This is a genomic window from Shewanella carassii, assembly GCF_002777975.1.
Taxonomy (GTDB): Bacteria; Pseudomonadota; Gammaproteobacteria; order Enterobacterales; family Shewanellaceae; genus Shewanella; species Shewanella carassii.
The window spans coordinates 155,500-179,184 of record NZ_NGVS01000004.1 but is presented as its reverse complement, the minus strand read 5'-3'; the positions used below and the strand labels follow the sequence as shown (position 1 = coordinate 179,184).

The following is a 23,685-nucleotide window of genomic DNA, read 5'->3' as shown; positions in this document are numbered from 1 at the left end:
TGTTTAGCTGATGTTCAGCTTAACGGGTCCAAATCCAGTTCTCGATATACTCAGGATCCACACCGTTGGCCTTGATATAGTTTCTATGGTCAACCAGGCGTTGCAGCATATCTGTGGTGATCGCCACATGACGGGTTTCATCGATAACACCTTGCTGGAATAACTTGTAAGCCATATCGATTACCAAGTGATAGCGAGAGGTACCGTTACGAACACCCATATCAAATGGTGTGGTGGTTGAACCTTCTTCTTCATAACCTTTTATTCTGAATCTATGGCTGCCTTTGTAATCGAAGATCAGTTTTTTGATGGTGTTTGGATAGCCGTGATAGTTAAATACCACACCCTTGTTTTCGGTAAATATCTCATCCATCAACCAAGGTTTTTCCTGGAATTTGAGGCTACCCAGACCGCTACTGTGTAATTCAGTAACACTGACAAAGCGGATACGTACTCTTGGCAACAGTTCGCGAATGAGTACCAACGCCGCCATACATTCTTGGGTCACATAGTCACCACAGCCAGCTAGGACGACATCCGGATTTTCATCAGAGGCAAAATCCCACACCATGACACCGTCTTTGGCCTGTTGGCGGGCTTCGTCAAGGCTTAGCCATTGAGGCAGCTCTTTCTTACCGGCGACCAGAATGTTCAGTTTGTCGCGGTCGGCGAAAGCGCGTTCTGTGTAAACCAGAGTGGTGTTGGCATCCGCAGGCAGATAAGCCGAGATTATCTTCGGATGTTTCTCAAGCATTGCCCCTAGGAAGGAAGGGTTCTGGTGAGAGTAACCGTTGTGATCCTGACGTTCCAGCAGAGAGGAAAGCACCACGTTGCAGGCCGGCAGTGGCTTACGGAAGTGAACCCCTTGGCTGGCATAGACATACTTACAGTATTGATCGGCCATGGAGGATACTACCTGAGAGAAAGACTCATAGGTAGGGAACATGGCGTGACGGCCTGTGACAGTGTAGCCGTGCATCATGCCGAACAATAGGTTTTCGGACAACAGCTCCATGACCCGACCGTCGCGGCTCATATCTTCATCCCAGCTTTCAATTGGCCATTGCCAAGCGCGATCTGTGGCTTCAAATACCGCTTGCAGCTGGTTGGAGTAAGTTTCGTCAGGGCTGAAGATCCGCAGGTTGCGTTGGTCTTTATTGAGACGGAAGGCTTCACGCATCCACTGGCCCATCTTCAACATGGAGTAGCCTCTGTGTCCCCTTGGAACCTCAGGACCATAAGCCAGTTTGGATAGGTCGGGATTGCTGAGGGCGCGTACTACTTCACCACCATAGCTCATCTTCTGACGGCCACAACAGAGTTCCGCAGGAGGCAATAGTGACTGGATGTCTTTGTCGAAGACAATCTGGTTCTGCTCATTGATGGAGTAGAGTTCAGAGAACTTATAGCTGTCGAGCCAGTTATCCAATGCGGCCAGATGCCCCTTGTCGGTGGCACACTTATTGACAATTACTTGGTGAGACTCACAGTTGCCTTCGAGTTTCTTACCATCATATTCGGGAACGCCGGTCCAGCCTTTGGCGGTGCGCATCAAGATCACCGGCCAACGAGGCTTGACGACATCTTCACCATTGCGGGCACGTTTCTGGATGTCGTTGATCATCTCATAAGCCGTATCCATCGCTTTGGTCATCTGCAGGTATACATCTTCTTCCTGCTCGCTATCCACTATGATGGGGTGATAACCCAAGCCTCTGAATTCGAGATCCAGCTCTTCATGGCTCATGCGTCCCATACGGGTTGGGCCGGAGATCTTGTAACCATTAATATGGACAATCGGCAGTATGGCACCGTTGGTGGCTGGAGAGACCAGACGGTTGGCGTACCAGGAGGCTGCCAGCGGACCGGTTTCAGATTCACCGTCACCAACGAGCACGGCGGCAATCAAGTCAGGATTATCCAGCACGGCTCCCCAGGCGACAGACAAGGAGTAGCCCAACTCGCCCCCTTCAAGGATTTGCCCGGGAGCTTCGGGGTTGGCATGTGAAGGATAGCCGTAAGCAGCGGAGAACTTGCGACAGATATCTTCAATACCGGTTTCATTGTAGGGGATGGTTTCTGGATAGAAGTGGCTGAGAGAGCCTTCGAGGAAGAGGTTGGCTTGAACTGCCGGGAAACCGTGACCTGGGCCGACCAGATAGAGGAACGGGCGCTTGTGCTTGGTAATCAATCTATTCACATTAGCATATACGAAGTTGATCCCCGGACAGGTTCCCCAGTGACCCAAGAGCCTTGGCTTGATATCACCGTGTTGTAAAGGGCGTTTATACAATACGTTGTGTTTAAGGTAAATTTGTGAGGTTGCCAGGAAGTTGGTGGCCCGGACAAATTTCTTCAGTGCACCTATCTCTTGCTTTTGGGTCATATCGTGCCTCGCTTGAGCTAGCTAAAAGTGAATCAAATTATCTTGTGGATACTATATTTGTAGTTTTATTACAAAAATGTGTCCCAAATCCAAATTTTGAAAGTTTGTTTAGCTGGTGTTTTTTAGATATTTCCTGTGAAATCCCTGTTATTCAAGTTATAACACTAGTCTGTTCTGGTGTTTTTATGGTGAATTCGCTGTCACGTGAGTGGTTAAGTGTGATCCGTGTCACGCGGTGATTTTGCCATCCTATGCTATTTTCTCCGCCCTCAAGCTCGGCCGGCATACCTTAGTGTATGTAGGATAATTCGAAAAGAAACTGGTCGCTGCTTATCCTTTTTCATTCAGGAAGGAATCTTAACCACAAACTTGGCGGCATCATGTCAATGATAGGCCAAGTTTGTCACGGGAAAGCTTACAATTATGATAATAGAAACCATAGTCGATTTTTTGAACTCTCTGCTTTGGGGAAAGCTATTGGTCTATGCCTTAGTGGGCGCTGGCTTGTACTTCACTCTGAGGCTTTTGTTCATTCAGCTCACTCACCTAGGACATTCTGCCAAGGTGATGGCTACCAGTAGACAGGGCTGTGACAGTGGCTTGTCATCGTTTCAGGTATTTTGTACCAGCATGGCCGCCAGGGTCGGTGCCGGTAATATGGCCGGGGTGGCCGTTGCCATAGGCGCCGGTGGTCCGGGAGCCGTATTCTGGATGTGGCTCATCGCTCTCTTGGGTATGGCTACGGCCATGATTGAGTCGACTCTGGCTCAGATCTATAAAGTAAAAGATAAAGATGACCAGTTTCGTGGTGGTCCCTCTTATTATATGGAAAGGGGACTTGGACAGCGTTGGATGGGGATCCTCTTCTCCGTATTCTTGATCATCGCCTTTGGTCTGGTTTTCAATGCCGTTCAGGCCAATACCATTACAGGGGCATTGGAAATTGTATTTGATGTCAAAGAGGCCTACTGGTTTGATATTAAAGCCACTTATTGGATAGGTATTCTTCTGGTGGTCGCCAGTGGTTTGGTCATCATGGGGGGGCTGCGTAAAGTTGCGCGCGTCTCTGAGGTGGTTGTACCCATTATGGCTTTTGCTTATATCCTGATCGCTTTGGTCGTTGTCGGCATGAATATTGAACAATTGCCGACCATTCTCAAACTGATAGTCAGCAGCGCCTTCGGTTGGCAAGAGGCTGCTGCTGGTGGGGTAGCTTATACTGTGGCTCAGGCGATGCAGTCCGGGATCGCTCGCGGTTTGTTCTCCAACGAGGCGGGGATGGGTAGCGCTGCCAACGTTGCTGCCAGCGCGTCACCTACACCAAATCACCCAGCATCACAGGGTTTTGTGCAGATGATAGGCGTGTTTATGGACACTATTGTTATCTGTAGTGCGACAGCCGCAATAATCTTGTTGGCCGGCGATCTCAGTGGTGTCAATGTTGGCGAGGGGGACAAAGGGATCCAACTGACCATAGCGGCATTGACCACCCATGTTGGAGATTGGGGAGGCTTTTTCGTAGCCTTTGCCATTTTACTGTTTTGCTTTACCTCAATAATCGCCAACTATTCTTATGCTGAAACCAATGTGCTGTTTCTTTCCAATAATAGCCGTAAGGTGTTGCCTCTGTTCCGCTTGTGCGTACTCGGCATGGTGATGTTTGGGGCTGTAGCGAAAATAACCTTGGTCTGGAATTTGGCCGATCTTTCGATGGGATTGATGGCTACAGTCAATATCATCGCTTTGGTACTGCTTTCAGGTGTTGCCATGCGAGTGATTAACGATTACCGCGATCAATTGAGTGAAGGCAAAGAGCCTGTGTTTGACAAGAGCAAGTTCCCTGAACTCGATGGTCATATTGAAGAGGGTATCTGGACTGGCGAACCTGTAGTTCGCAGCGAAAAGTGTTAATGGCCAGAGAGTAATCCAGATTAAGAGTATCGAAAAAACCACGCTATCAGTGCGTGGTTTTTTTATTTCATCCCAGTATCATAGTTGGTTCTATACCAATTAGACGGAGTGAATATGCTGATTTTGGTTTCACCGGCCAAGACCCTGGATTATGACAACCCTGCGGCAGTGTCTGAATATAGCCTGCCACAGTTTCTCGAGCATAGTAGCGAGCTTATTCAGGTTTGTCGGGACCTGACTCCAGCCAATATTGCTTCTTTGATGAAAGTCAGTGACAAGATTGCTGGCTTGAATGCCGCCCGATTCGCCGAGTGGCAACCTGATTTTACCCCGGAGAATGCCAAGCAAGCACTCTACGCTTTCCGTGGTGATGTTTATACCGGGCTGGATGCCGACACTCTTTCGCCTGATACGGTTGTAAGAGCCCAGCAGCATCTGCGTATTTTGTCAGGTCTCTATGGCCTGTTGAGGCCTCTGGACTTGATGCAAGCCTATCGGCTGGAAATGGGCACCTCCTTGAATAATCCCAGGGGCAATAACCTGTACGCCTTCTGGGGCGATATCATCACCGATGCCATTAATCAGGCATTGGTTCAGCAAGGGGATGATATTGTAGTGAATTTGGCTTCCAATGAGTACTTCAAAGCGATTAAACCCAAGCAGATTGCCGGACGTATTATCACGCCAGTGTTTAAAGACTGCAAAAATGGGCAGTATAAGGTCATCAGCTTTTATGCCAAGAAGGCCAGAGGCATGATGGCTCGCTACCTGTTGGAGCAAGAGGAACAGAGTTTGGAGCGGTTAAAGGCATTTAATAGCGCTGGCTATTATTACAGTGAAACCGATTCTAGCCCCGATACTCCTGTGTTCCTGCGGGAAGAGCAGAGTTGATAACCCTTTCTGATATATAGAAATAAGAAAGCCGTTCATTGTTGAACGGCTTTTTGCTTCTAAAGCGTGTGATTTACTGTTTGGCAGGCAGCGGTCGCAGTTCCAGTTCAGACTGTGCCATCAAATAGGCGAACTGGGCATAGGCCGCAATGTTTTGTGCCAGCGCCTTGGGATCTATCTTGTCCAGGGTATCGTTGGGTGTGTGGTGGTAGTCGAAGTAATCGGTACCATCCTGGCGCAGGGAGGCCACAGGAACGCCACTGGCTGGCAGCATGGAAATATCCGGGCCACCGTAGGCGCTGTTGTCACCGGCGGCTACGCCGTTTCGCTGCATCACTTGGGTCAGTTGCTGTAGTTTGGGCAGTACTTGTTCATTGACCTGAAAGTCGATGCGGTAGATAGGGCCAGCCCCGAAATCCGATTCGGCTGCGATATAGTGTTTATCCAGCGCTGCCGCGTGGGCCTTGGCATAAGCCTTGCCACCAACCAAGCCGAGCTCTTCGGCCGCATAGAGCACGACTCGTACCGTCCGAGCCGGTTTTACCGGCAAATCTTGTATAAGCTTAGCGGCCGCGGTGACAATCGCGACTCCGGCACCGTCATCTATGGCTCCTGTGCCTTCATCCCAGGAATCCAGATGAGCCCCAATCAGCACGATCTCATCTGGCTTACTACTGCCGGTGACTTCTGCTATGACGTTATAGGAAATGGCGCTGCCCTTGTTTTCGGGAGACATATTCAACGCGAGGGTGATATCGGCAGAACGCTTAAGCATGGCGTTGATAAGATCGGCATCTGGCGCCGACATGGCCGCCGCCGGGATCCGCTTTAAGCCTTCTTCATAATGCATGGTGCCGGTATGGGCCATACGGTCGTGGTCTGTACCTATCGAACGGATAACTATTGCCAAGGCACCTTTTCGCGCTGCCTCTATAGCGCCTCGTGAGCGGCCACCAACGCTCTTGCCGTAACCTTTACCCGTTTTGTGACGTTCGGTTTTTTGATCGATAAAGACAATTTTCCCGGCAACATCATCAGGATTGGCATTTTTCAATGCGTTTAAGTCATCGAAGCGAACTATCTTGGCCGTGATACCTTCTGCCGGGGTAGCAACACTCCCTCCTAAGGCCGTGATGACCAGAGGTTGCTGGAAGGGCGCCACTATGCTGGCACTGGCCTTACCACGTACCCATACCGGGACTTCCACCGCTTCCTTATAGACTCGGTCAAAACCCAATGACTGCAATTTTTTCTCCGCCCAGGCAACTGCCATGGCGTCTTTGGGGCTGCCTGCGAGGCGAGGACCGACTTCTACTGTCAAAGATTCCACAATTTGGAAACCGAGATCTGAACTGAGAGCTTTTTGTTGCAAAGATTCTGCAAGCAGTTGATTTGTATCGGAAGGAATGGTCGATTGGCAACCAATAAGTGATGGAATAAGTAGGAAAAGTAACAGGGCGGTTTGATGGTTTTTCATGTGTTTCCTTTGTTTTTATTAGGTACGTCCCATTTTTGAAAACAATCTAACAAAAAGTGTGCTTTATGTCCCGACTATCTCCGTAAGGCAAGGCTATATTAGGGACGGAGTTTGTATTAGGAGAATAGGCTCGTCATGAATATAGAGTTAATGCAGCAGCGAGCGGACCATGCCGTCGTATTATTAAAGGCACTGGCCAATGAGAGGCGTTTATTTATTCTGTGCTATCTCCTGAGTGAGGGAGAGATGTGCGTTGGGGAAATGAACAAGAAACTGGGCTTGAGCCAGTCGGCGTTGTCTCAGCATCTGGCGTGGTTGCGTAAAGACAATCTAGTGGCTACCCGTAAAGAAGCCCAGACAGTGTATTATTCGCTCAAGAGTGAAGAAGTGCGCGAAATCATCAAGCTGTTGAATAACATCTATTGTCATTGATGTTATTGAATTTGGGGTATAAAAAAACCGGCAATTGCCGGTTTTTTTTATGCTGGTATCGAATTAAGCAGCTAGTGCTTTGATACGAGCGTTCAGACGAGCCTTATGACGGGCAGCCTTGTTCTTGTGGATCAGGCCTTTGGTTGCCATACGGTCAAGAATGGGTTGTGCAACAGCGAAAGCTTCAGTAGCCGCTTTGTGATCGCCAGCTTTGATAGCAGCGATAACTTTTTTCACGTAGGTACGCAACATAGAGCGACGGCTAGCGTTGTGTTGACGACGCTTTTCTGATTGAAGCGCGCGCTTCTTTGCAGTCTTGCTATTAGCCAAGGTGCAACTCCTAAAAACTGGATTTGATACTTTTAAAGGCCGAGGAGAATGCCCGGTTTTCACCACTTTGTCAATGACAATGATTGAATATCCATCATAAAGATAAATTAATTCAACCCGATTTGGCGATCCTCAACCCAACTCGTGTAAGATGTGGCGCAATTCTACCAGCAAATGCTGGCATGTGACAGAGCTTAAGTGGAATTTTTGAGACTTGTTACCATAGATGGTAGCCGAGGTCTTCTGGGGGAATATTTGAGCAAAAAATTGGTACGGTCTGGCGCAATAGTGAGTGTCATGACCTTGATTTCCCGTGTTTTGGGGTTGGTACGGGATGTAGTAGTCGCCAATTTGATGGGCGCAGGCAGCAGTGCCGATGTATTCTTTTTTGCCAACAAGATCCCCAACTTTCTGCGGCGCTTGTTTGCAGAAGGGGCCTTTGCTCAGGCCTTTGTGCCTGTATTAACCCAATATCAGGAGAAAGAGTCCAGCGAAGAGGTTAAGCTCTTATTATCTAAGGTTGCCGGTACCTTGGGCTTGTTGGTGACAGTAGTGACTCTGATTGGGGTTTTGGCTTCACCAATACTGACAGCTTTGTTCGGTGCCGGTTGGTTTATGGCCTGGGTCAATGACGAGCCTGACGGCGCCAAGTTTGAACTGGCATCGTTAATGTTGAAGATCACCTTCCCCTATCTTTGGTTTATCACTTTTACCGCCTTGGCTGGCTCTATTCTCAATACCCGTGGCCGATTCGCGGTTTCGGCTTTTACTCCGGTATTTCTCAATGTCGCCATTATTGCGGCGGCTCTGTGGCTGAGCCCGACCCTAGACAAACCCGAGATAGGTCTGGCCTGGGGGGTATTCTTCGGTGGTGTGATCCAGTTTCTGTTTCAAATTCCTTTTCTGCTGCAAGAGAGAGCTCTGGTCAAGCCCTCTTGGGGCTGGAATCATCCCGGGGTGGTTAAAATCCGCACCCTGATGATCCCGGCGTTATTTGGTGTTTCTGTGTCACAAATTAACCTGCTGCTGGATACTTTTATCGCCAGTTTTTTGGTAACAGGCTCCATCAGTTGGCTCTATTATTCAGACCGTCTGTTGGAGTTCCCACTGGGACTGTTTGGTATTGCTATTGCTACCGTTATTTTGCCGGCCTTATCCAAGAAACATGTTAATGCCGAGGGGGAGGGATTTGGCCGTACCATGGACTGGGGCATCCGCGCCATTGTACTGTTGGGATTGCCGGCCATGATGGGACTGATTGTCTTGGCTCAGCCGATGTTGATGGTGCTTTTTATGCGTGGCGCCTTTGGGGTCAGTGATGTGGAAATGGCTTCCTATTCTTTGATCGCTTACGGTACCGGGTTATTGAGTTTTATGCTGATCAAGGTGTTGGCACCTGGATATTATGCTCGTCAAGACACCAAGACGCCGGTTCGCTATGGCATCATAGCTATGGTTAGCAACATGGGGTTCAATATAATTTTTGCCGTGCCATTTGGATATGTGGGGTTGGCCATCGCCACCTCGCTGTCTGCTTTACTCAATGCCTCCCTGTTATATCGCGGTTTACACCTGGCCGGTGTTTACAGAGTCAGCAAGCAAACTATCATCTTTTTTATCAAGACGTTACTTGCAACTGTCGTGATGGTGGCCCTGTTGCTCTATTTTTCTCCCGAGCAGGCCCAATGGCTGGATTGGTCGCTGATTGAACGAATGAGCCATCTGTTTGCCCTGATCTTAGGTGGCGCTCTGGGGTATTTTATCGCACTGGTGCTGCTTGGGATCCATCCCTGGCGTCTCAAAGCCAGGAACTGAGGGCTGATTCTGCTGCCGAGCTGTTATATAATCCGCCAATTTACGCTTGAGCGGTCGTTGATTTAATGGAACTGATTCGCGGAATATACAATATATTGCCGGCCCATCGTGGTTGTGTGCTAACCATAGGTAACTTTGATGGTGTACACAGGGGCCATGCCGAGGTGATAGCCAATCTGGTCAAGAAGGCGCGTCATTTTGGCTTGCCTGCAACCCTGATGACTTTTGAACCGCAACCACAGGAACTGTTTCGAGGCCAGGATGCCCCGGCTCGTCTTAGCCTGCTTCGTGATAAGGTTAGGTTGCTGGGTGAGCTTGGAATCGACAGGCTTGTGTGTGTCAACTTCAATCAAAAGTTTGCCCAGATGCCGGCCAAGGAGTTTGTTGAAGAACTGCTGGTGCGTAAACTCGGGGTCAAGTATCTGGTGGTCGGTGACGATTTCTGTTTTGGACGGGCGCGTCAGGGAAACTTTGAACTGCTTCGCGCAGCTGGCGAACAGCATGGTTTTGCGGTAGTCAGTACTCAGAGCTTCTTGGTTGGCGATCATAGGGTCAGTTCCACCATGGTCAGAGAAGCGTTGGCCAAGGGCAATCTTGAACAGGCCAGACGTTTATTGGGACATCCCTATACTCTCAGTGGTAAGGTGGCCCATGGCAAAAAGCTGGGTCGGACGCTGGGATTCCCCACCGCCAATATTGCGATGAAGCGCAAGGTGGTTCCTGTAAGGGGCGTGTTTGCGGTCAGGCTCTGGTGGGATGGTAGCGAACAATACGATGGCGTTGCCAATGTGGGTTTTCGCCCCACGGTTCAAGGACAAAACTGCCAGTTGGAAGTGCACCTGTTTGACTTTGAAGGTGACCTCTACGGGCGTAAAGTAGAAGTGGAATTAGTGGCCAAGATCCGTGACGAGAAACCGTTCGAGTCCCTTGAGGCACTTAAGAAACAAATAATGAATGACGCTGATGAGGCTCGCGCCTTACTCAGCAATGAAGCAGGCTGAGCTCTCTTAGCTAAATTAATGGTATAGGATCAATGAGCGACTATAAATCAACTTTGAATTTGCCGGAAACCGAGTTTCCGATGCGTGGTAATTTGGCAAATCGCGAGCCAGAGATGTTGAAACGCTGGACCGAGGAGAATCTGTACCAACAGATCCGTGATAGCCGTATTGGCCGCAAGCTTTTCATTCTGCACGATGGCCCTCCATATGCGAATGGCGATATTCATATTGGTCACTCAGTTAACAAGATCCTCAAGGATATTATTATCAAATCCAAGACTTTGTCTGGGTTTGATGCGCCTTATGTGCCAGGTTGGGACTGCCATGGTCTGCCAATCGAACTCAAGGTAGAACAGAAAGTTGGTAAGCCCGGGCAGAAAATCTCTGCCGCTGAGTTTCGTGACGAGTGCCGTAAGTATGCCGCCAAACAGGTGGATGGTCAGCGCAATGACTTTATCCGTCTCGGCGTACTCGGTGACTGGTTCAAACCTTACCTGACCATGGATTTCAGCACTGAGGCCAACATCATTCGCTCATTGGCTAAAGTGATCGACAATGGCCACCTGCACAAAGGGGTTAAGCCGGTGCATTGGTGTACCGACTGTGGTTCTGCCCTGGCCGAAGCCGAAGTGGAATATGAAGACAAGACTTCACCGGCTATAGACGTGGCCTTTGCTGCCGTGGACAAGGCTAAAGTGCTAGCCGCTTTTGGGGTTACTGAGTATCAAGCGCCAGTCTCCATGGTTATCTGGACTACTACTCCTTGGACCTTGCCTGCCAACCGCGCGCTGTCACTGAGTCCTGATTTGGACTATGTGCTGGTGGAGATTGAGTCTGAAGACGGCGCCAAGCAAGCGGTTATTCTGGCCGAAGCCCTGGTGGAAAGTTGTATAGCCCGTTATGGTGTCAAGAGCCATCAGATCCTCGGCCGCACCAAAGGTGGCGAGCTTGAGTTGATGCAGTTCCAGCACCCTTTCTATGATTTCAGTGTGCCGGCGATCCTTGGCGATCACGTAACCACCGAATCCGGTACCGGCGTGGTACACACTGCCCCTGGACACGGTCAGGACGACTTTGTGGTTGGTCAGAAGTACGGTCTGGAAGTGGCTAACCCTGTAGGTGATAACGGCGTTTACAAGGCGGATACCCCGCTGTTTGCCGGCAAGCACGTGTTCAAGGCTAACGACGAAGTTGTCGCCTTGCTGCAGGAAAAAGGTGCCTTGCTGCACCGCGAAGCTTATCGTCACAGCTACCCTCACTGCTGGCGCCACAAGACACCTATTATTTTCCGCGCTACACCGCAGTGGTTTATCTCCATGGATAACAAAGGACTGCGCACCAAGGCCATGGGTGAAATCGAGCAGACCCAATGGATCCCGGATTGGGGGCAGAGCCGGATTGAGAAGATGGTCGAGAACCGTCCTGACTGGTGTATCTCGCGTCAGCGTACTTGGGGCGTGCCTATCACTCTGTTTGTTCACAAGGATACGGAAGAACTTCATCCAGATAGCGTGGCCTTGATGGAGCGTGTTGCTCATCGCATTGAGCAGCAGGGCATTCAAGCCTGGTGGGATCTGGATGAGTCTGAGCTCTTGGGTGAAGATGCGGCCCAGTACCGCAAGGTGACCGACACTCTGGATGTTTGGTATGACTCAGGTTCTACCTTCTCCTCTGTGGTTGCCGCCCGTCCTGAATTCCAGGGGCAGGAAATTGACCTCTACCTGGAAGGCTCGGATCAGCACCGTGGTTGGTTCATGTCATCACTGATGATCTCAACCGCCATGAATGGCAAGGCACCATACAAACAGGTACTGACTCACGGCTTTACCGTGGATGGCAAGGGCCGCAAGATGTCCAAGTCCATCGGCAACGTGATTGCACCACAGCAGGTAACCAACAAACTGGGCGCCGATATTCTGCGTCTGTGGGTGGCTTCTACCGACTACAGCGGTGAAATGACGGTATCCGATGAGATCCTCAACCGTAGCGCCGATGCTTATCGCCGTATCCGTAACACCGCCCGCTTCCTGTTGGCCAACCTGAGCGGTTTTGAGCCAGAGACAGACATGATCGCCATCGAAGACATGGTGGCGCTGGATCGTTGGGTGGTGCGCCGCGCCGCCAAGCTGCAGGAAGAGTTGCTGGAAGCCTATGATGCCTATAACTTCCACATAGTGACTCAGAAGCTGATGCAATTCTGCTCGGTTGAATTGGGTAGCTTCTATCTGGATATCATCAAGGACAGACAGTACACCGCCAAGCGAGATGGTCACGCTCGTCGCAGCTGTCAGTCGGCTCTGTATCTGATTGCCGAAGCCATGGTGCGTTGGGTTGCCCCTATCCTCAGCTTCACTGCCGATGAAATCTGGCAGTTGCTGCCGGGTAAGCGTGACGCCTATGTGTTTACTCAAGAGTGGTTCCAGGGCCTCAAGGCCGTTCAGCTGGACTCAGATCTGAGTGATGAATACTGGGCACAGTTGCTGCAGGTTCGTGATGAAGTCAACAAGGCGCTGGAGCAGGGCCGCCGCGATAAACTGATCGGCGGCGCGCTGGAAGCCGAGGTGACTCTGTTTGCCGATGCGGCGCTGACCGAAGCTCTGGCCAAACTGGGCGATGAACTGCGCTTTGTGCTGCTGACTTCCAAGGCCGTGGTTAAGCCGCTCGCCGATGCGCCTGCCGATGCTCGTGAAACTGAGCTGGCATCACTTAAGCTCAGCGTTGCCAAGTCAGAAGCGGCCAAGTGCGACCGTTGCTGGCACCACAGAGAGGACGTTGGCCAGATCGCCGAGCATCCGTTGCTGTGTGGCCGCTGTGTGACCAATATCGAAGGAGAGGGTGAACAGCGCCTGTTCGCCTGAGGATAATAAACATGCCCGCAGACTGGAAACAGAGTGGCCTGCGCTGGTATTGGGTGGCTGTGTTGGTCTTTTTGGCCGACCAGCTGTCCAAACAGTGGGTATTGGGGAACTTCAAGCTGTATGAGTCGGTGCAGCTGTTGCCTTTCTTTAATCTGACCTATGTACGTAACTATGGTGCCGCCTTCAGCTTCCTCAGCGATGCCGGTGGCTGGCAGCGTTGGTTATTTACCGCCGTCGCTGTCGGCTTCAGTGTATTGCTGACCGTTTGGCTTAGACGGCAATCGGCCGGATTATGGCGCCTAAACCTGGCATATACTCTGGTGATTGGCGGCGCGCTGGGAAATCTTGTTGATCGCCTGATGCATGGCTTTGTGGTGGATTTTCTCGATTTCTACTGGAAAACCAGCCACTACCCGGCATTCAATATCGCTGACTCGGCTATCTGTGTTGGCGCAGTCCTGATCATCTGGGATTCATTTTTCGGCGGAGACAAGGCCGCTGCCAAGCAGAATGAAGCCAAGGAGTAACTGATGTCTGATGTGAAATCCCTCTTGTGTCACTTGAATATCTTGCTGGAAGACGGCTCGACCGCAGACAGTACAAAGGCGTCTGGTAAGCCTGCCCGGCTCAATATTGGTGACGGCAGTCTGAGTCCGGCGTTTGAGGCTGAGCTTCTTAAGTTGAAAACTGGTGACAATCACTGCTTTACTCTGGCGCCTGCCGATGCTTTCGGCGAGTCCAATCCCGATGCCATTCATCACTTGGATCGCAGCCGATTCCCGGCAGATATGACGCTGGAACCCGGTGTTATCGTCAGTTTCGCTGGCCCAGGCGGCAGTGAAATACCCGGAATAGTGAGGGAGATAGTCGGTGATTCTGTCACAGTGGATCTGAACCATCCGCTGGCGGGCCATCAGGTGACCTTTGAACTGGAAGTATTGCAGGAGCTTTGATATGTCAGTAGAAAAACCTGCCGGTCTTAACATCTTATTGGCCAATCCCAGAGGCTTCTGTGCCGGAGTCGACCGGGCCATCAGCATAGTCGAGCGGGCGTTGGAACTCTTTTCCCCGCCTATCTATGTGCGCCATGAAGTGGTGCATAACCGTTATGTGGTTGAAGATCTCAAGCAGCGCGGGGCGATTTTTGTCGACGAACTGGATCAAGTGCCCGATAACAGCATAGTGATTTTCAGTGCCCATGGGGTGTCACAGGCGGTGCGCAACGAGGCCAAGCGTCGTGGTCTTAAGGTGTTTGATGCGACTTGTCCTTTGGTTACTAAGGTACATCTGCAGGTGACTCGCGCCAGTCGCAAGGGGATTGAGTGCATTCTTATCGGTCATGCCGGCCATCCCGAAGTGGAAGGTACCATGGGGCAGTATGACAACCCTGATGGAGGCGTCTATCTTATAGAGTCTCCGGCCGATGTGGATGCACTGCAGGTGAAGGATAGCGACAATCTTTGCTTTGTCACCCAAACCACGCTGTCGGTGGATGATACCCTGGATATTATTGCCGCGCTGCAGAAGCGCTTCCCTTCGATTGAAGGGCCCCGTAAGGACGACATCTGCTACGCCACCCAAAATCGCCAGGACGCGGTGCGTAAGATGGCACAGGATGTAGACCTACTGATTGTGGTTGGTTCCAAGAACAGTTCCAACTCTAACAGACTGCGGGAGCTGGCGCTCAAGTCCGGTACTCAGGCCTATCTAGTGGATAACGCCGATGACGTTGAACGGGAGTGGTTCGATGGCGTCGCTAGGGTTGCGGTTACCGCCGGAGCCTCTGCACCGGAAGTATTGGTGCAACAGGTGGTTGAAGCCATAGCCAAACTGGCTCCGAGCGTGGTGACCGAAGTTGAAGGGCGTAAGGAAGATACCGTATTTGCCGTGCCTGCCGAGTTGCGATAGACAACAGCAGAACAGGGTTTAAAAAAGAGGCTTTTTAAGCCTCTTTTTTTTATGGGAAATTTCTCTTATAAAACGTGAATTTATTAGAGAACATAGTTACTGGAGATTTACATTCGACTCAACTATCATTAACAGGTATTATCATTGCCTTAAGCTAACTATAAGATATTAAAGAACTAATAGGCTGAATTTATTGTCAAAAACATGGCATTGTCTGGAGATTTGACGCGGATGAAAAAACGGAGAGAGGGATTCTCTCTGATTGAGGTTATGGTAGCGCTCGTCATTTTGGTGATAGGGCTTATCGGGATATTTAATCTACATATAGTGGCTAAGCGTGCCAGCTTTGAATCATTTCAGCAGACTCAGGCGGCTTATTTTGCCAATGATATCCTCAATCGGATGAAGCTTAATAACTCAGTGCTGAGTAATTACGATGACGGCTCCCCCTATTCTGGGGGCGGAAGTGCTCCAGCCAAATCCTGCGACGTGGCCCTTGGCGCCACGGTGACCTGCAATGCTGCCGAGACATTAGCTTGGGACCTTTACCAATGGCAAGAACTCTTTACCGGCGCGGCTGAAGCTGTCGGCAGCCAGAATGTTGGCGGCCTCGACAGCGCTACCGCTTGTCTGAATGTCAATGGCAGCAATGTCACTATTGTAATGGCTTGGCGTGGCATACAGGAAACCGCTGGTACCGCTTATGAAACGACCGACTGCGGCAATAGTTTGGGTAAGCGTCGGCGGGTCTTTATCCTCAAGACAGTGATCAATCAAGGTTAAGGCGGTGAGTGTGGAAAATTCAAAGCAGTCGGGTTTTTCTCTGGTAGAGCTCATGGTGGCCATGGTCATCAGTCTTTTCCTGGCGCTCGGTTTGTTTGCCATGTTCAGTATGTCTGCCACTAATGTTACCACCACCGGGCAGTTCAATCAGTTACAGGAAAATGGCCGTATTGCGTTGGCCATCATGGTGCCGGATCTGAGTCAGGTAGGCTTTTTTGGTGATATGACAGGGACAGACTTTGTACTGGGCACCAATGCTCGGGTCGATGATGCAGTGGGGGCAGATTGTATCGGACAGGGGCTCAACAACGCCACTCTGCCCAACGGCCAGCCAGCCCACTTTAGACGCCTGTGGGGCTATGAGGCTGGGGTGAGCGCCGGTTCGCTGAGCTGTGTCAACTCAGTGATAACAGGGACAGATGTAATTCAGATCAAACGCCTGGTGGGCCCTCCAGGTGCAAGCAGTGGTTTTCGGGTCGCCACAACGGCTAGCCAGGCGGTGTTTTTTAAAAATACCGATCCTAGTCTTGAAAACCAAAGGGTGTGGGAATACCAACACCATGTCTATTTTATTAAGGACAACAACGGTATACCTGTTTTGACCCGCAAATCGCTCTCGAGTACAGGGATGAATATCGATGAACCCTTGGTCGAAGGTATTGAGAATATGCGCATTCTTTACGGATTTGACGAGGATGGTGATGATACTGCTGATAGCTTTATGCCAGTGCAGAATGTGACCGATTTGATGTGGGACAACCAGTTGTTTCAGCGGATTGTGGCCCTGAGGATATTTCTATTGGTGCGCTCTCCCGAGGTGGACAACAGCTACACCAATAACACGACATATTCTCTGGGCGATAAAACCGGCAACAGAGCCATCAATGGGGACGGCGATAACTTCCGCCGTAAAGTGGTTTCGACCACAGTGGTACTCGAAAACCCTGTGTTGATAAGGAATTAGGCCGATGAAGATAAGACAGCAGCGGGGCATCGTACTGTTTTTTGCACTTATCCTCCTGATTATTTTGACCTTGATTGGTGTGGCACTGGCGGTTAACTCCAGTCAATCGCTGCGCATGGCCGGCGCTGGTGCCGAGCGAGTGGAAGCCAAGGCTTTGGCAGACGGTGGTTTGCAGGCGGTCATAACAGAGTACGCTGGAGCCCCATTTGCTAATGTTAAAGATGAAGTGAATTTGGACAGATTTTATGGTGAGCAAGTTATTTCGCCTTTACCGGACACTGGTGTTAAGGACGTTAGTTGTCAAAGAACCTCCAATGCTACAGGAGCCAATTTAGTTAGCTGTCGCCGCTTTCAGATAACAAGCACCGTCAGCTATGGACGTGATGACCTTGGTTCATTAACGGTTGCATCCGGAGTCGAGCAGCAAATACTTACAGGAAACTAAAATTATGTTTAATAAAATATTATTAAGTGTTCTGATGGCCATAGTTGTAGTTTCTGGAGTTACTATTGCTGATGATACAGAGCTTTATCTTATAGACTCAACTGTAAGAAGTGGTAAGCGTCCGCAAGTATTATTTATCTTTGATAATTCTGGAAGCATGTCCACCGAAGATCAAAATGCTACAAGTTCGTACTGTTCGGAAGAAGATCAGGTAAGTGGTATTTGCTCTTATGCAGATGGCTTTTCTGAATATCTGGCTGGATATGCGGGGTATATTAATGAAAAAGGTATATATTGGAATGCTGGAGGTATAGATAATACAAGTACTATGCCGGTACCAGATGACCCAACTGAGTCCCGTAGATTTTATAGTGACAATAATAATTGTAAACTGGCTGCTGATGCATTAATTTCTAGAGGAAAATATACTGGCTATTTACGGGAGTTTAAGCTGAAAGGGAATTCCGGTAAATGGTATTCTTTAGCAGAAAATGAGGGGTTTAACCAAGGGCAGATAGTTGACTGTTATGAAGATATATTAAATAGAATTGCTTTAAATCCTGGGAAAGATAAGAAAGGTGCAAGTTTCCCTCTAGGGTATCCTATAGATTCAAAAGATATGTATACATTAGGTACGGATGAAGCTGCTCGTACTCAAAGTTTAAATGGCACTGATTTTGGTAAGGGGTCTCCTGTTACCTTGTATACAGCTCACTATCTAGTTTGGTATGAGTGGGTCACAACAACTGATGATGGTAAAAATAGTGGTGGAACAGGAACAAGGCTTGAGGTCGCAAAGGAGGCTTTAGTTTCTGCTCTTACAGATTTGGCTATTCCTATTGATGCTGGCTTAGCTGTGTTTAATCTTAATTACCCCGAAGAGGGGGATGCAAATGGTGGTAGAGTCGTATTCGATATAGCTGAAATGACCGATGGTAATCTGGCTAGTCTTACGTCATTGATTAATAATATGCCGGCGCAGACCAATACACCATTATGTGAAACATTGTATGAATCATATCAATACTTTAGTGGTGGGCCTGTAACATATGGCAATGCAGATGCGAATGGGAAAGGTATCTATAAAATCGATGATTACATTCCGAATAATCCACCAAGTATTATATCTTCAGGCAATTATTCTTCGCCATTTAAAAAATGTCCTGATACCGCATACGTTATTTACATCACGGATGGGGCCCCAACTTTGGATAATAGTGCTAATTCCAAGATTTTGTCTTTGACTTCTTCAGGTAATACTGCCGATTATTCTGGGTTTGAATTTGTCAATAATAAAGGTGATGTGGAAGTAAGTTATTTGCCCGCTTTGGCGGCATACATGTATAATAATGACCTAGTGAAAGGAGTTAAAGATTCGTCAGGGATCGATAATAAGCAAAATGTTAGGTTATTCACCATCGGTTTTTCTGACGGAGCAGATGTTGCTGCGTCTCTCTTGGAAGAGGCTGCTTTTAGAGGTGGAAACCCAAGAAATGATAATGGGGTTTCTAAAGGTTACTATGTTGCTAAAACAGGGTTAGACCTCGTTGGAGCTATGGACGATGCTTTGAAATCGATCCTTTCAATAGACTCTTCGTTTACCTCACCAAGCATTGCTAGTAATAACTTTGATAAAACTCAAACTTATAACTCTGCCTATTTCGCTATGTTTTTACCTGGAGAGGGACCTAGATGGAGTGGTAATCTTAAAAAATTAAAAGTTAATTCATTAGGAGAAATTGTTGGCCCTGGTGGTAATGCTAATGCTATTGATTCTAGTGGAAATATAGCATCTACTGTATGCACATACTGGAATACTTGCACTGGAAGTAGTATGGATGGTAATAAGGTAAATTCTGGTGGAGTGCTTCCAACCTTAAGGAAAAGTTTAAAGAATCGATCAATAAAGACTGATATTGGTGGTAGTTTGATAGATTTCGGAAGCTCTAGTTTTGCAACAACTTATTCTCAAACAGATCTAGACTGGTTATATGGTGTTGATGTTGATGATGATGATGGTGATGGAAGTACATCAGAAGCTCGAGAAGATATAATGGGAGACCCTCTCCACTCCAAACCTTTGGCAATTAACTTTGGCAGTAAGCCAAGTAGTAGTGGTTCGGAGAACTTGGATGTCAGAATAATTATCGGTACAAACCAAGGTTTAGTTCACATGTTTAAAGATTCTGATTCAGGAAGCAGCGATTACTCAATTGGTAATGTTCAGGAGTCATGGGCATTTATACCACATGAATTATGGGGCAATGTTCCGGAATTACGTACAAATTATGAAACTGGAGAGCATAGTGTTTATGGTATGGATTTATCACCTGTTGCTTATACTGAAACTGATTCAGATGGTAAAGTATCTAAGGCATGGGTCTATTTAGGGATGCGGAGAGGAGGTAGCTCATATTACTCTTTAGATATAACGAATCCAGATAATCCTGTTTTCAAATGGATGATAAACTCTGATAGTAACGGCTTTGAAGAACTAGGACAATCTTGGTCGGAACCAGTGATTACTCAAGTTCCTGGAGTTAGTGATCCTGTATTAATAGTTGGTGGTGGGATGGCGTATTCAGGAGGTGGCGGGGATGCGGTATATATTATTAATGCAGCTACTGGTGAGTTGGTTAAGAAGTTTAATGCAATAGGGATGAGTAGTGTTCCTAATAAAGTTGCAGTGATTGATAGTAATAATGATGGTGTGAGTGATAGAATCTACGCTTCAGATGTTAGTGGTCAAATATGGCGAATTGATATGCCTAGTAATATTATGTCTGAATGGTCTGTGTTTATGTTTGCATCTATCGCTACGTCTAGTTTACCTAATGATAGAATGTTTTTTGTTGAGCCTGTCGTGGCTCAGACTCAATTTAACAATATTCATAGTGATGATGGAACTTTAAGTTATCAAAATATCCCTTATGATGCTGTAGCTATAGGTAGCGGGAATCGAACTCACCCCCTTGGTACAGCAACGAATGATATGTTTTATGTCTTTCAAGATAGAAATGTTGTTACTAAATCTTTCTTAACCGACCACCCAGAACCTTTGGGTATTGATGATTTATATGATGTTACATCATCAGCTCCCACATCTCAGGCTGAAGATATTGTATTCGGAACCAAAAGGGGATGGTTCTATGATTTTAGCTCTTCCGGTGAGAAATCATTGTCAGCATCATTGATTTTTGATGGTAAGGTATACTTTACTTCTTTTGTTCCACCTGCTAATTCAGATATAGATTTAGATGCCGGTATATGTGGTTTTGCTGGCCAAGGTCGTTTATATGTATTCAGCTTGCATAAGGGAACTCGCAGTTTTAGTGAAGTTTATTATGACGTTGGGGAAAGAGTTCCGGATACTCCTCAAATAGTTGTCCCTAAACCAGAGACTGATGAGGATCCTACTGCATATATTATCGGCGTAGGGAAGGGAGAGTGTGAAAATGGTGATTGTAAAGGAACAATTTCTCTGGGAAGTGGTTTAACGACCAATCGAATTTATTACCATGTAAATGAGTAGGATAAGAGATGAAAAAAGCAGTGGGTTTTACCCTGATAGAAGTCATGATCACTGTGGTGATACTTGGCATTCTGGCGGCGATCGCTTATCCATCTTATACCCAGTATATTGCCAAGAGTACCCGCTCTGAGGCTCATGCGGCCTTGATGCGACTGGCCAATCTGCAGGAGCAGTACTATTTGGATAATCGCACTTATGCCACGGATATGACTAAACTGGGACTCAATGCCAATCCCTTTATAACAGAGAACGGCCATTACAGCATAGCATCGAGCGGCACCGGCAGTTTTACCCTGACCGCGACGGCGCAAGGAGTACAGGCCAGCCGTGACAGCAAATGTAAGACGCTGACCTTGACCGATGCCGGGGTCAAGGGGGGCACTTCTGCGGAGTGTTGGAAATGATGAAATCAATTAAATACGGCTTGCTGCTCTTACTGCCCGGTATGTTATTAACAACCCAAGCCGCCGAGCGGCAGGATGTGAAGTGTCACTTGCTCACCAGTAAGGGAGAGCAAATCGCCTTTTATCGCTGGGACTTGGAAAAACAGCCGTTATTGATGGCGCGTTTAAGCGGTAAGTCGTTAAAGGATAATAGCGGCAAGCGTTACTTTATCAGGGAAGCCAGCGAATGTGTGTTGCTTAATGAGGAGTTCAGCTCTGAAAAGGCTCGTAAGTTGGATGAGATGACTCTGAGATAGCTTTCACCCAAGCCTTTGAATGAAGTCTGAGCCTATTGTGGTTAACAGCAATAGGCTCGCAATAGATCTTTCCAGGTCACTATGCCGACAATCTCACCGTTTTCCAGTACCGGCAGTGAACCTATATCTTTCTCCAGCAGTAGTCTGGATGCCTGGGCCAAGCCTAGATGTGGCGCAACGGTTACAGGATTACGGCTCATCACTTGATGCACCCGCTTATTGAGGGTTTCCAGATCTCTGCTAGTGGCGGTATCGCTGCCAAGATTGGGGCTTAAGGCCCGCAGTAGATCACGCTCGGACAAGACGCCTTCCAGCTTGCCTTCATCATTCACTATCAATAAGTGATGAAAGCCTGCATGATGAAATATCTCTTTGGCCACACTCAGGCGGTCGTCCATTTCCACAGTGACGACTCGGGTGATCATGATATCGGCGATGCAGAGCTGCATAGGGATCCTCCATAACCTTTCCTTTGTTATATCAGAGCCCTGTCAATAATGCTAACTCAGAGCATGTTCATCTTGCTGATTGAGCTCCTGCAGATGACAATCGATATAGCGGCTGCGTTTCTTGAACTTGAGCTTGTCCAAGTCCACCAGCACCAAACCATCGATACAGTCGGCAAAGTCGGCATCCACTCCAAAGGCGAGGAAGCGCACCCCATCAGGCTGGCAAAGATCGCCGTATTGCTTGTAGAGAGTTGGCACAGCGGCGCCCATACTGGCAAGGGTCTGCTTGAGCTGTTTAAACGCGTCTTGATAATCTGAATCGATATAGAGTTTGTCCAGCTCAGTCTGGCGCTCAGGTGACAGACAAAAAGGCGCGAAAGACTGTGCCAGTTGTGTCTTACAGGGAAACTGCTGCAGGTAGAAGTGTACTAACATCTCCTTGGCTGGTGCCGGCAGTTGGTTGCTTATGGTCACCGGCCCGAAAAGATAGCGGTAGCAGGGATGACGAGCCAGAAAGGCACCTATGCCGTACCAGAGGTAATCGAGACTGCGCTTCCCCCAATATTTAGGCTGTACAAAGCTGCGGCCGAGTTCCAGGCCTTTGGCTAAATAGGGTGCAAATTCAGCTTGATAGTGAAACAGTGACTCACTGTAGAGGCTTTCTCCGGCACTGTGCAAGTTCGCAACTTCGGCAAAGCGGTAGGCGCCGACTATTTCCAGCTCCTTGGGATCCCAGAGCACCAGGTGCAGATAACTGGAGTCGTATTTGTCTATGTCTCTGCGTTTTCCTGTACCTTCACCCACTGCGCGAAAAGCCAGCTCCCGCAGCCGACCTATTTCCCGCATCACTGGGCTGCTGCCCTGATGGCGATAGAGGAAAATCTGCTTGTCATCCTGAGTTTGACCAAGTTGCTCGCACTGCAGTAAAGCCTGCTGCAACTCACGACGTTTTTCTGGATGGGCGATGGCGCTCTGGGTGTTGAAAAGTGGGCTACGATTCTTGCCGATGCGATAGAGATGGTTCTTCAGCAGACTGACCCGGGTTTTGAGCGGGAAGTTACTGCTGCTGACCGCTTCTGCCGGGATAAGCTCGCCGATACGTACCGGCAGAGTATTACTGGCTTGTTTAAACATCTCCTTCACCAACAGCAGGGTAGCCAAAGGTTTATACAAGATGGAAGCGCCGTAAAAGGTCGCCGAGTTCTTGGCATCGACATACATGGGCAGCAGCGGCGCATTGCAGCTGATAGCCATCTTCAGGAAGCCGGTTTGCCACTGGGTATCGCGAATGCCACTTGGTCTGAGCCGGGAAACCTCACCCGATGGAAAGATGAGCACAGCGCCTTCACTGCGCAGATGCTGATGGATCTTCTCCAGGTGTTGTCTGGGGGTTCCGCCAGTCATATTGCGAACCGGCAGCAGGATGTTGTGCAGTGGCGTCAGTGTCATCAGCAGCTCGTTGGCAACCACTTTAATGTCAGGCCTGACTTCGCTGATTAGTTTTATCAGCACCAGAGCATCCAGCGAACCTATTGGATGATTGGCGAAGATAACGACCCGGCCCTGATGGGGAATGTTTTCCACCTCACTGTCCGGCACCGTATAGCTGACGGCAAAGCTTTCCAGCATTTGTTCAACAAAATCCACGCCCTTGAGAAAACTGAATTGGCCGGCGATATCATTGCACTCCCGCTCATTAAGCAGATAACGCAGTAAGGCCTTGGTTGGCTTGGCGAGCCAAGGCTTGCTGTTGATATTGGGCAGATTGGATTCCACGACTTTATCGACGGTAAACATCATAAT

At 48.7% G+C, this 23,685-nt stretch carries 20 protein-coding genes; 15 read left to right on the top strand and 5 right to left on the bottom strand.

Features of this window, described 5'->3' with window-relative positions; translation table 11 throughout:
* Window positions 1-19: 19 nt before the first annotated feature.
* On the bottom strand, window positions 20-2,386 hold the full coding sequence (locus CBE72_RS01610; protein ID WP_100142004.1) for a phosphoketolase family protein: 2,367 nt from the start codon (window positions 2,384-2,386) through the stop codon (window positions 20-22).
* 426 nt (window positions 2,387-2,812) lie between these two features.
* On the opposite strand from CBE72_RS01610, the gene CBE72_RS01605 reads away from it, so the two are divergent.
* Window positions 2,813-4,297, top strand: coding sequence for an alanine/glycine:cation symporter family protein (locus tag CBE72_RS01605; protein WP_100142108.1), 1,485 nt, complete (start codon window positions 2,813-2,815; stop codon window positions 4,295-4,297).
* 114 nt (window positions 4,298-4,411) lie between these two features.
* On the top strand, window positions 4,412-5,188 hold the full coding sequence (gene yaaA, locus CBE72_RS01600) for a peroxide stress protein YaaA (RefSeq protein WP_100142003.1): 777 nt from the start codon (window positions 4,412-4,414) through the stop codon (window positions 5,186-5,188).
* Between the two features lie 73 nt (window positions 5,189-5,261).
* On the opposite strand, the gene CBE72_RS01595 is transcribed toward yaaA, so the two are convergent.
* Complete coding sequence (locus CBE72_RS01595) at window positions 5,262-6,665, bottom strand: M20/M25/M40 family metallo-hydrolase (protein ID WP_100142002.1); 1,404 nt, start codon at window positions 6,663-6,665, stop codon at window positions 5,262-5,264.
* 135 nt (window positions 6,666-6,800) lie between these two features.
* Here CBE72_RS01595 and CBE72_RS01590 point away from each other — a divergent pair, with 135 nt between their 5' ends.
* Window positions 6,801-7,097 (top strand): ArsR/SmtB family transcription factor, encoded by a 297-nt coding sequence (locus CBE72_RS01590; RefSeq protein ID WP_025011907.1) that lies wholly within the window; start codon window positions 6,801-6,803, stop codon window positions 7,095-7,097.
* Window positions 7,098-7,160: 63 nt separating this feature from the next.
* Here CBE72_RS01590 and rpsT read toward each other — a convergent pair whose 3' ends face one another.
* Entirely contained in the window at window positions 7,161-7,427 is a 267-nt protein-coding gene (gene rpsT, locus CBE72_RS01585) for a 30S ribosomal protein S20 (protein WP_025011908.1), read from the bottom strand.
* A gap of 255 nt (window positions 7,428-7,682) precedes the next feature.
* Here rpsT and murJ point away from each other — a divergent pair, with 255 nt between their 5' ends.
* The 12 genes from murJ to CBE72_RS01525 all read left to right on the top strand — a co-directional run bounded on the left by murJ (window position 7,683) and on the right by CBE72_RS01525 (window position 21,433).
* Window positions 7,683-9,242: a murein biosynthesis integral membrane protein MurJ gene (murJ, locus tag CBE72_RS01580; protein ID WP_100142107.1), complete on the top strand. Its 1,560-nt coding sequence runs from the start codon at window positions 7,683-7,685 to the stop codon at window positions 9,240-9,242.
* Between the two features lie 65 nt (window positions 9,243-9,307).
* Entirely contained in the window at window positions 9,308-10,243 is a 936-nt protein-coding gene (gene ribF / locus CBE72_RS01575; RefSeq protein ID WP_100142001.1) for a bifunctional riboflavin kinase/FAD synthetase, read from the top strand.
* A 32-nt stretch (window positions 10,244-10,275) separates the two neighbouring features.
* Window positions 10,276-13,101, top strand: a complete 2,826-nt coding sequence (gene ileS, locus CBE72_RS01570) for an isoleucine--tRNA ligase (RefSeq protein ID WP_100142000.1) — start codon at window positions 10,276-10,278, stop codon at window positions 13,099-13,101.
* An 11-nt stretch (window positions 13,102-13,112) separates the two neighbouring features.
* Window positions 13,113-13,628 carry a signal peptidase II gene (lspA, locus tag CBE72_RS01565; protein WP_100141999.1) on the top strand — a complete coding sequence of 172 codons (516 nt, stop codon included), beginning with the start codon at window positions 13,113-13,115 and terminating at the stop codon, window positions 13,626-13,628.
* Window positions 13,629-13,631: 3 nt separating this feature from the next.
* Window positions 13,632-14,054 carry an FKBP-type peptidyl-prolyl cis-trans isomerase gene (fkpB, locus tag CBE72_RS01560; RefSeq protein ID WP_100141998.1) on the top strand — a complete coding sequence of 141 codons (423 nt, stop codon included), beginning with the start codon at window positions 13,632-13,634 and terminating at the stop codon, window positions 14,052-14,054.
* A 1-nt stretch (window position 14,055) separates the two neighbouring features.
* On the top strand, window positions 14,056-15,009 hold the full coding sequence (gene ispH, locus CBE72_RS01555; protein ID WP_100141997.1) for a 4-hydroxy-3-methylbut-2-enyl diphosphate reductase: 954 nt from the start codon (window positions 14,056-14,058) through the stop codon (window positions 15,007-15,009).
* A gap of 231 nt (window positions 15,010-15,240) precedes the next feature.
* Window positions 15,241-15,792, top strand: a complete 552-nt coding sequence (gene pilV / locus CBE72_RS01550) for a type IV pilus modification protein PilV (RefSeq protein WP_100141996.1) — start codon at window positions 15,241-15,243, stop codon at window positions 15,790-15,792.
* Window positions 15,793-15,796: 4 nt separating this feature from the next.
* Entirely contained in the window at window positions 15,797-16,756 is a 960-nt protein-coding gene (locus CBE72_RS01545; RefSeq protein ID WP_373289246.1) for a PilW family protein, read from the top strand.
* Between the two features lie 10 nt (window positions 16,757-16,766).
* Window positions 16,767-17,201: a PilX N-terminal domain-containing pilus assembly protein gene (locus CBE72_RS01540; protein WP_100142106.1), complete on the top strand. Its 435-nt coding sequence runs from the start codon at window positions 16,767-16,769 to the stop codon at window positions 17,199-17,201.
* A 4-nt stretch (window positions 17,202-17,205) separates the two neighbouring features.
* Window positions 17,206-20,733 carry a pilus assembly protein gene (locus tag CBE72_RS01535; RefSeq protein WP_100141994.1) on the top strand — a complete coding sequence of 1,176 codons (3,528 nt, stop codon included), beginning with the start codon at window positions 17,206-17,208 and terminating at the stop codon, window positions 20,731-20,733.
* Window positions 20,734-20,741: 8 nt separating this feature from the next.
* Window positions 20,742-21,137 carry a type IV pilin protein gene (locus CBE72_RS01530; RefSeq protein WP_100141993.1) on the top strand — a complete coding sequence of 132 codons (396 nt, stop codon included), beginning with the start codon at window positions 20,742-20,744 and terminating at the stop codon, window positions 21,135-21,137.
* Window positions 21,134-21,433 carry a TapY2 family type IVa secretion system protein gene (locus tag CBE72_RS01525; RefSeq protein ID WP_157929019.1) on the top strand — a complete coding sequence of 100 codons (300 nt, stop codon included), beginning with the start codon at window positions 21,134-21,136 and terminating at the stop codon, window positions 21,431-21,433. Before CBE72_RS01530 ends, CBE72_RS01525 begins: the two co-directional genes overlap by 4 nt.
* 41 nt (window positions 21,434-21,474) lie before the next feature.
* Here CBE72_RS01525 and CBE72_RS01520 read toward each other — a convergent pair whose 3' ends face one another.
* A complete protein-coding gene (locus CBE72_RS01520; protein WP_100141991.1) occupies window positions 21,475-21,882 on the bottom strand; it encodes a CBS domain-containing protein in 408 nt (135 codons plus the stop codon).
* Window positions 21,883-21,933: 51 nt separating this feature from the next.
* Window positions 21,934-23,682 carry a bifunctional ornithine lipid synthase OlsF gene (gene olsF / locus CBE72_RS01515; RefSeq protein WP_100141990.1) on the bottom strand — a complete coding sequence of 583 codons (1,749 nt, stop codon included), beginning with the start codon at window positions 23,680-23,682 and terminating at the stop codon, window positions 21,934-21,936.
* Window positions 23,683-23,685 lie beyond the last annotated feature (3 nt).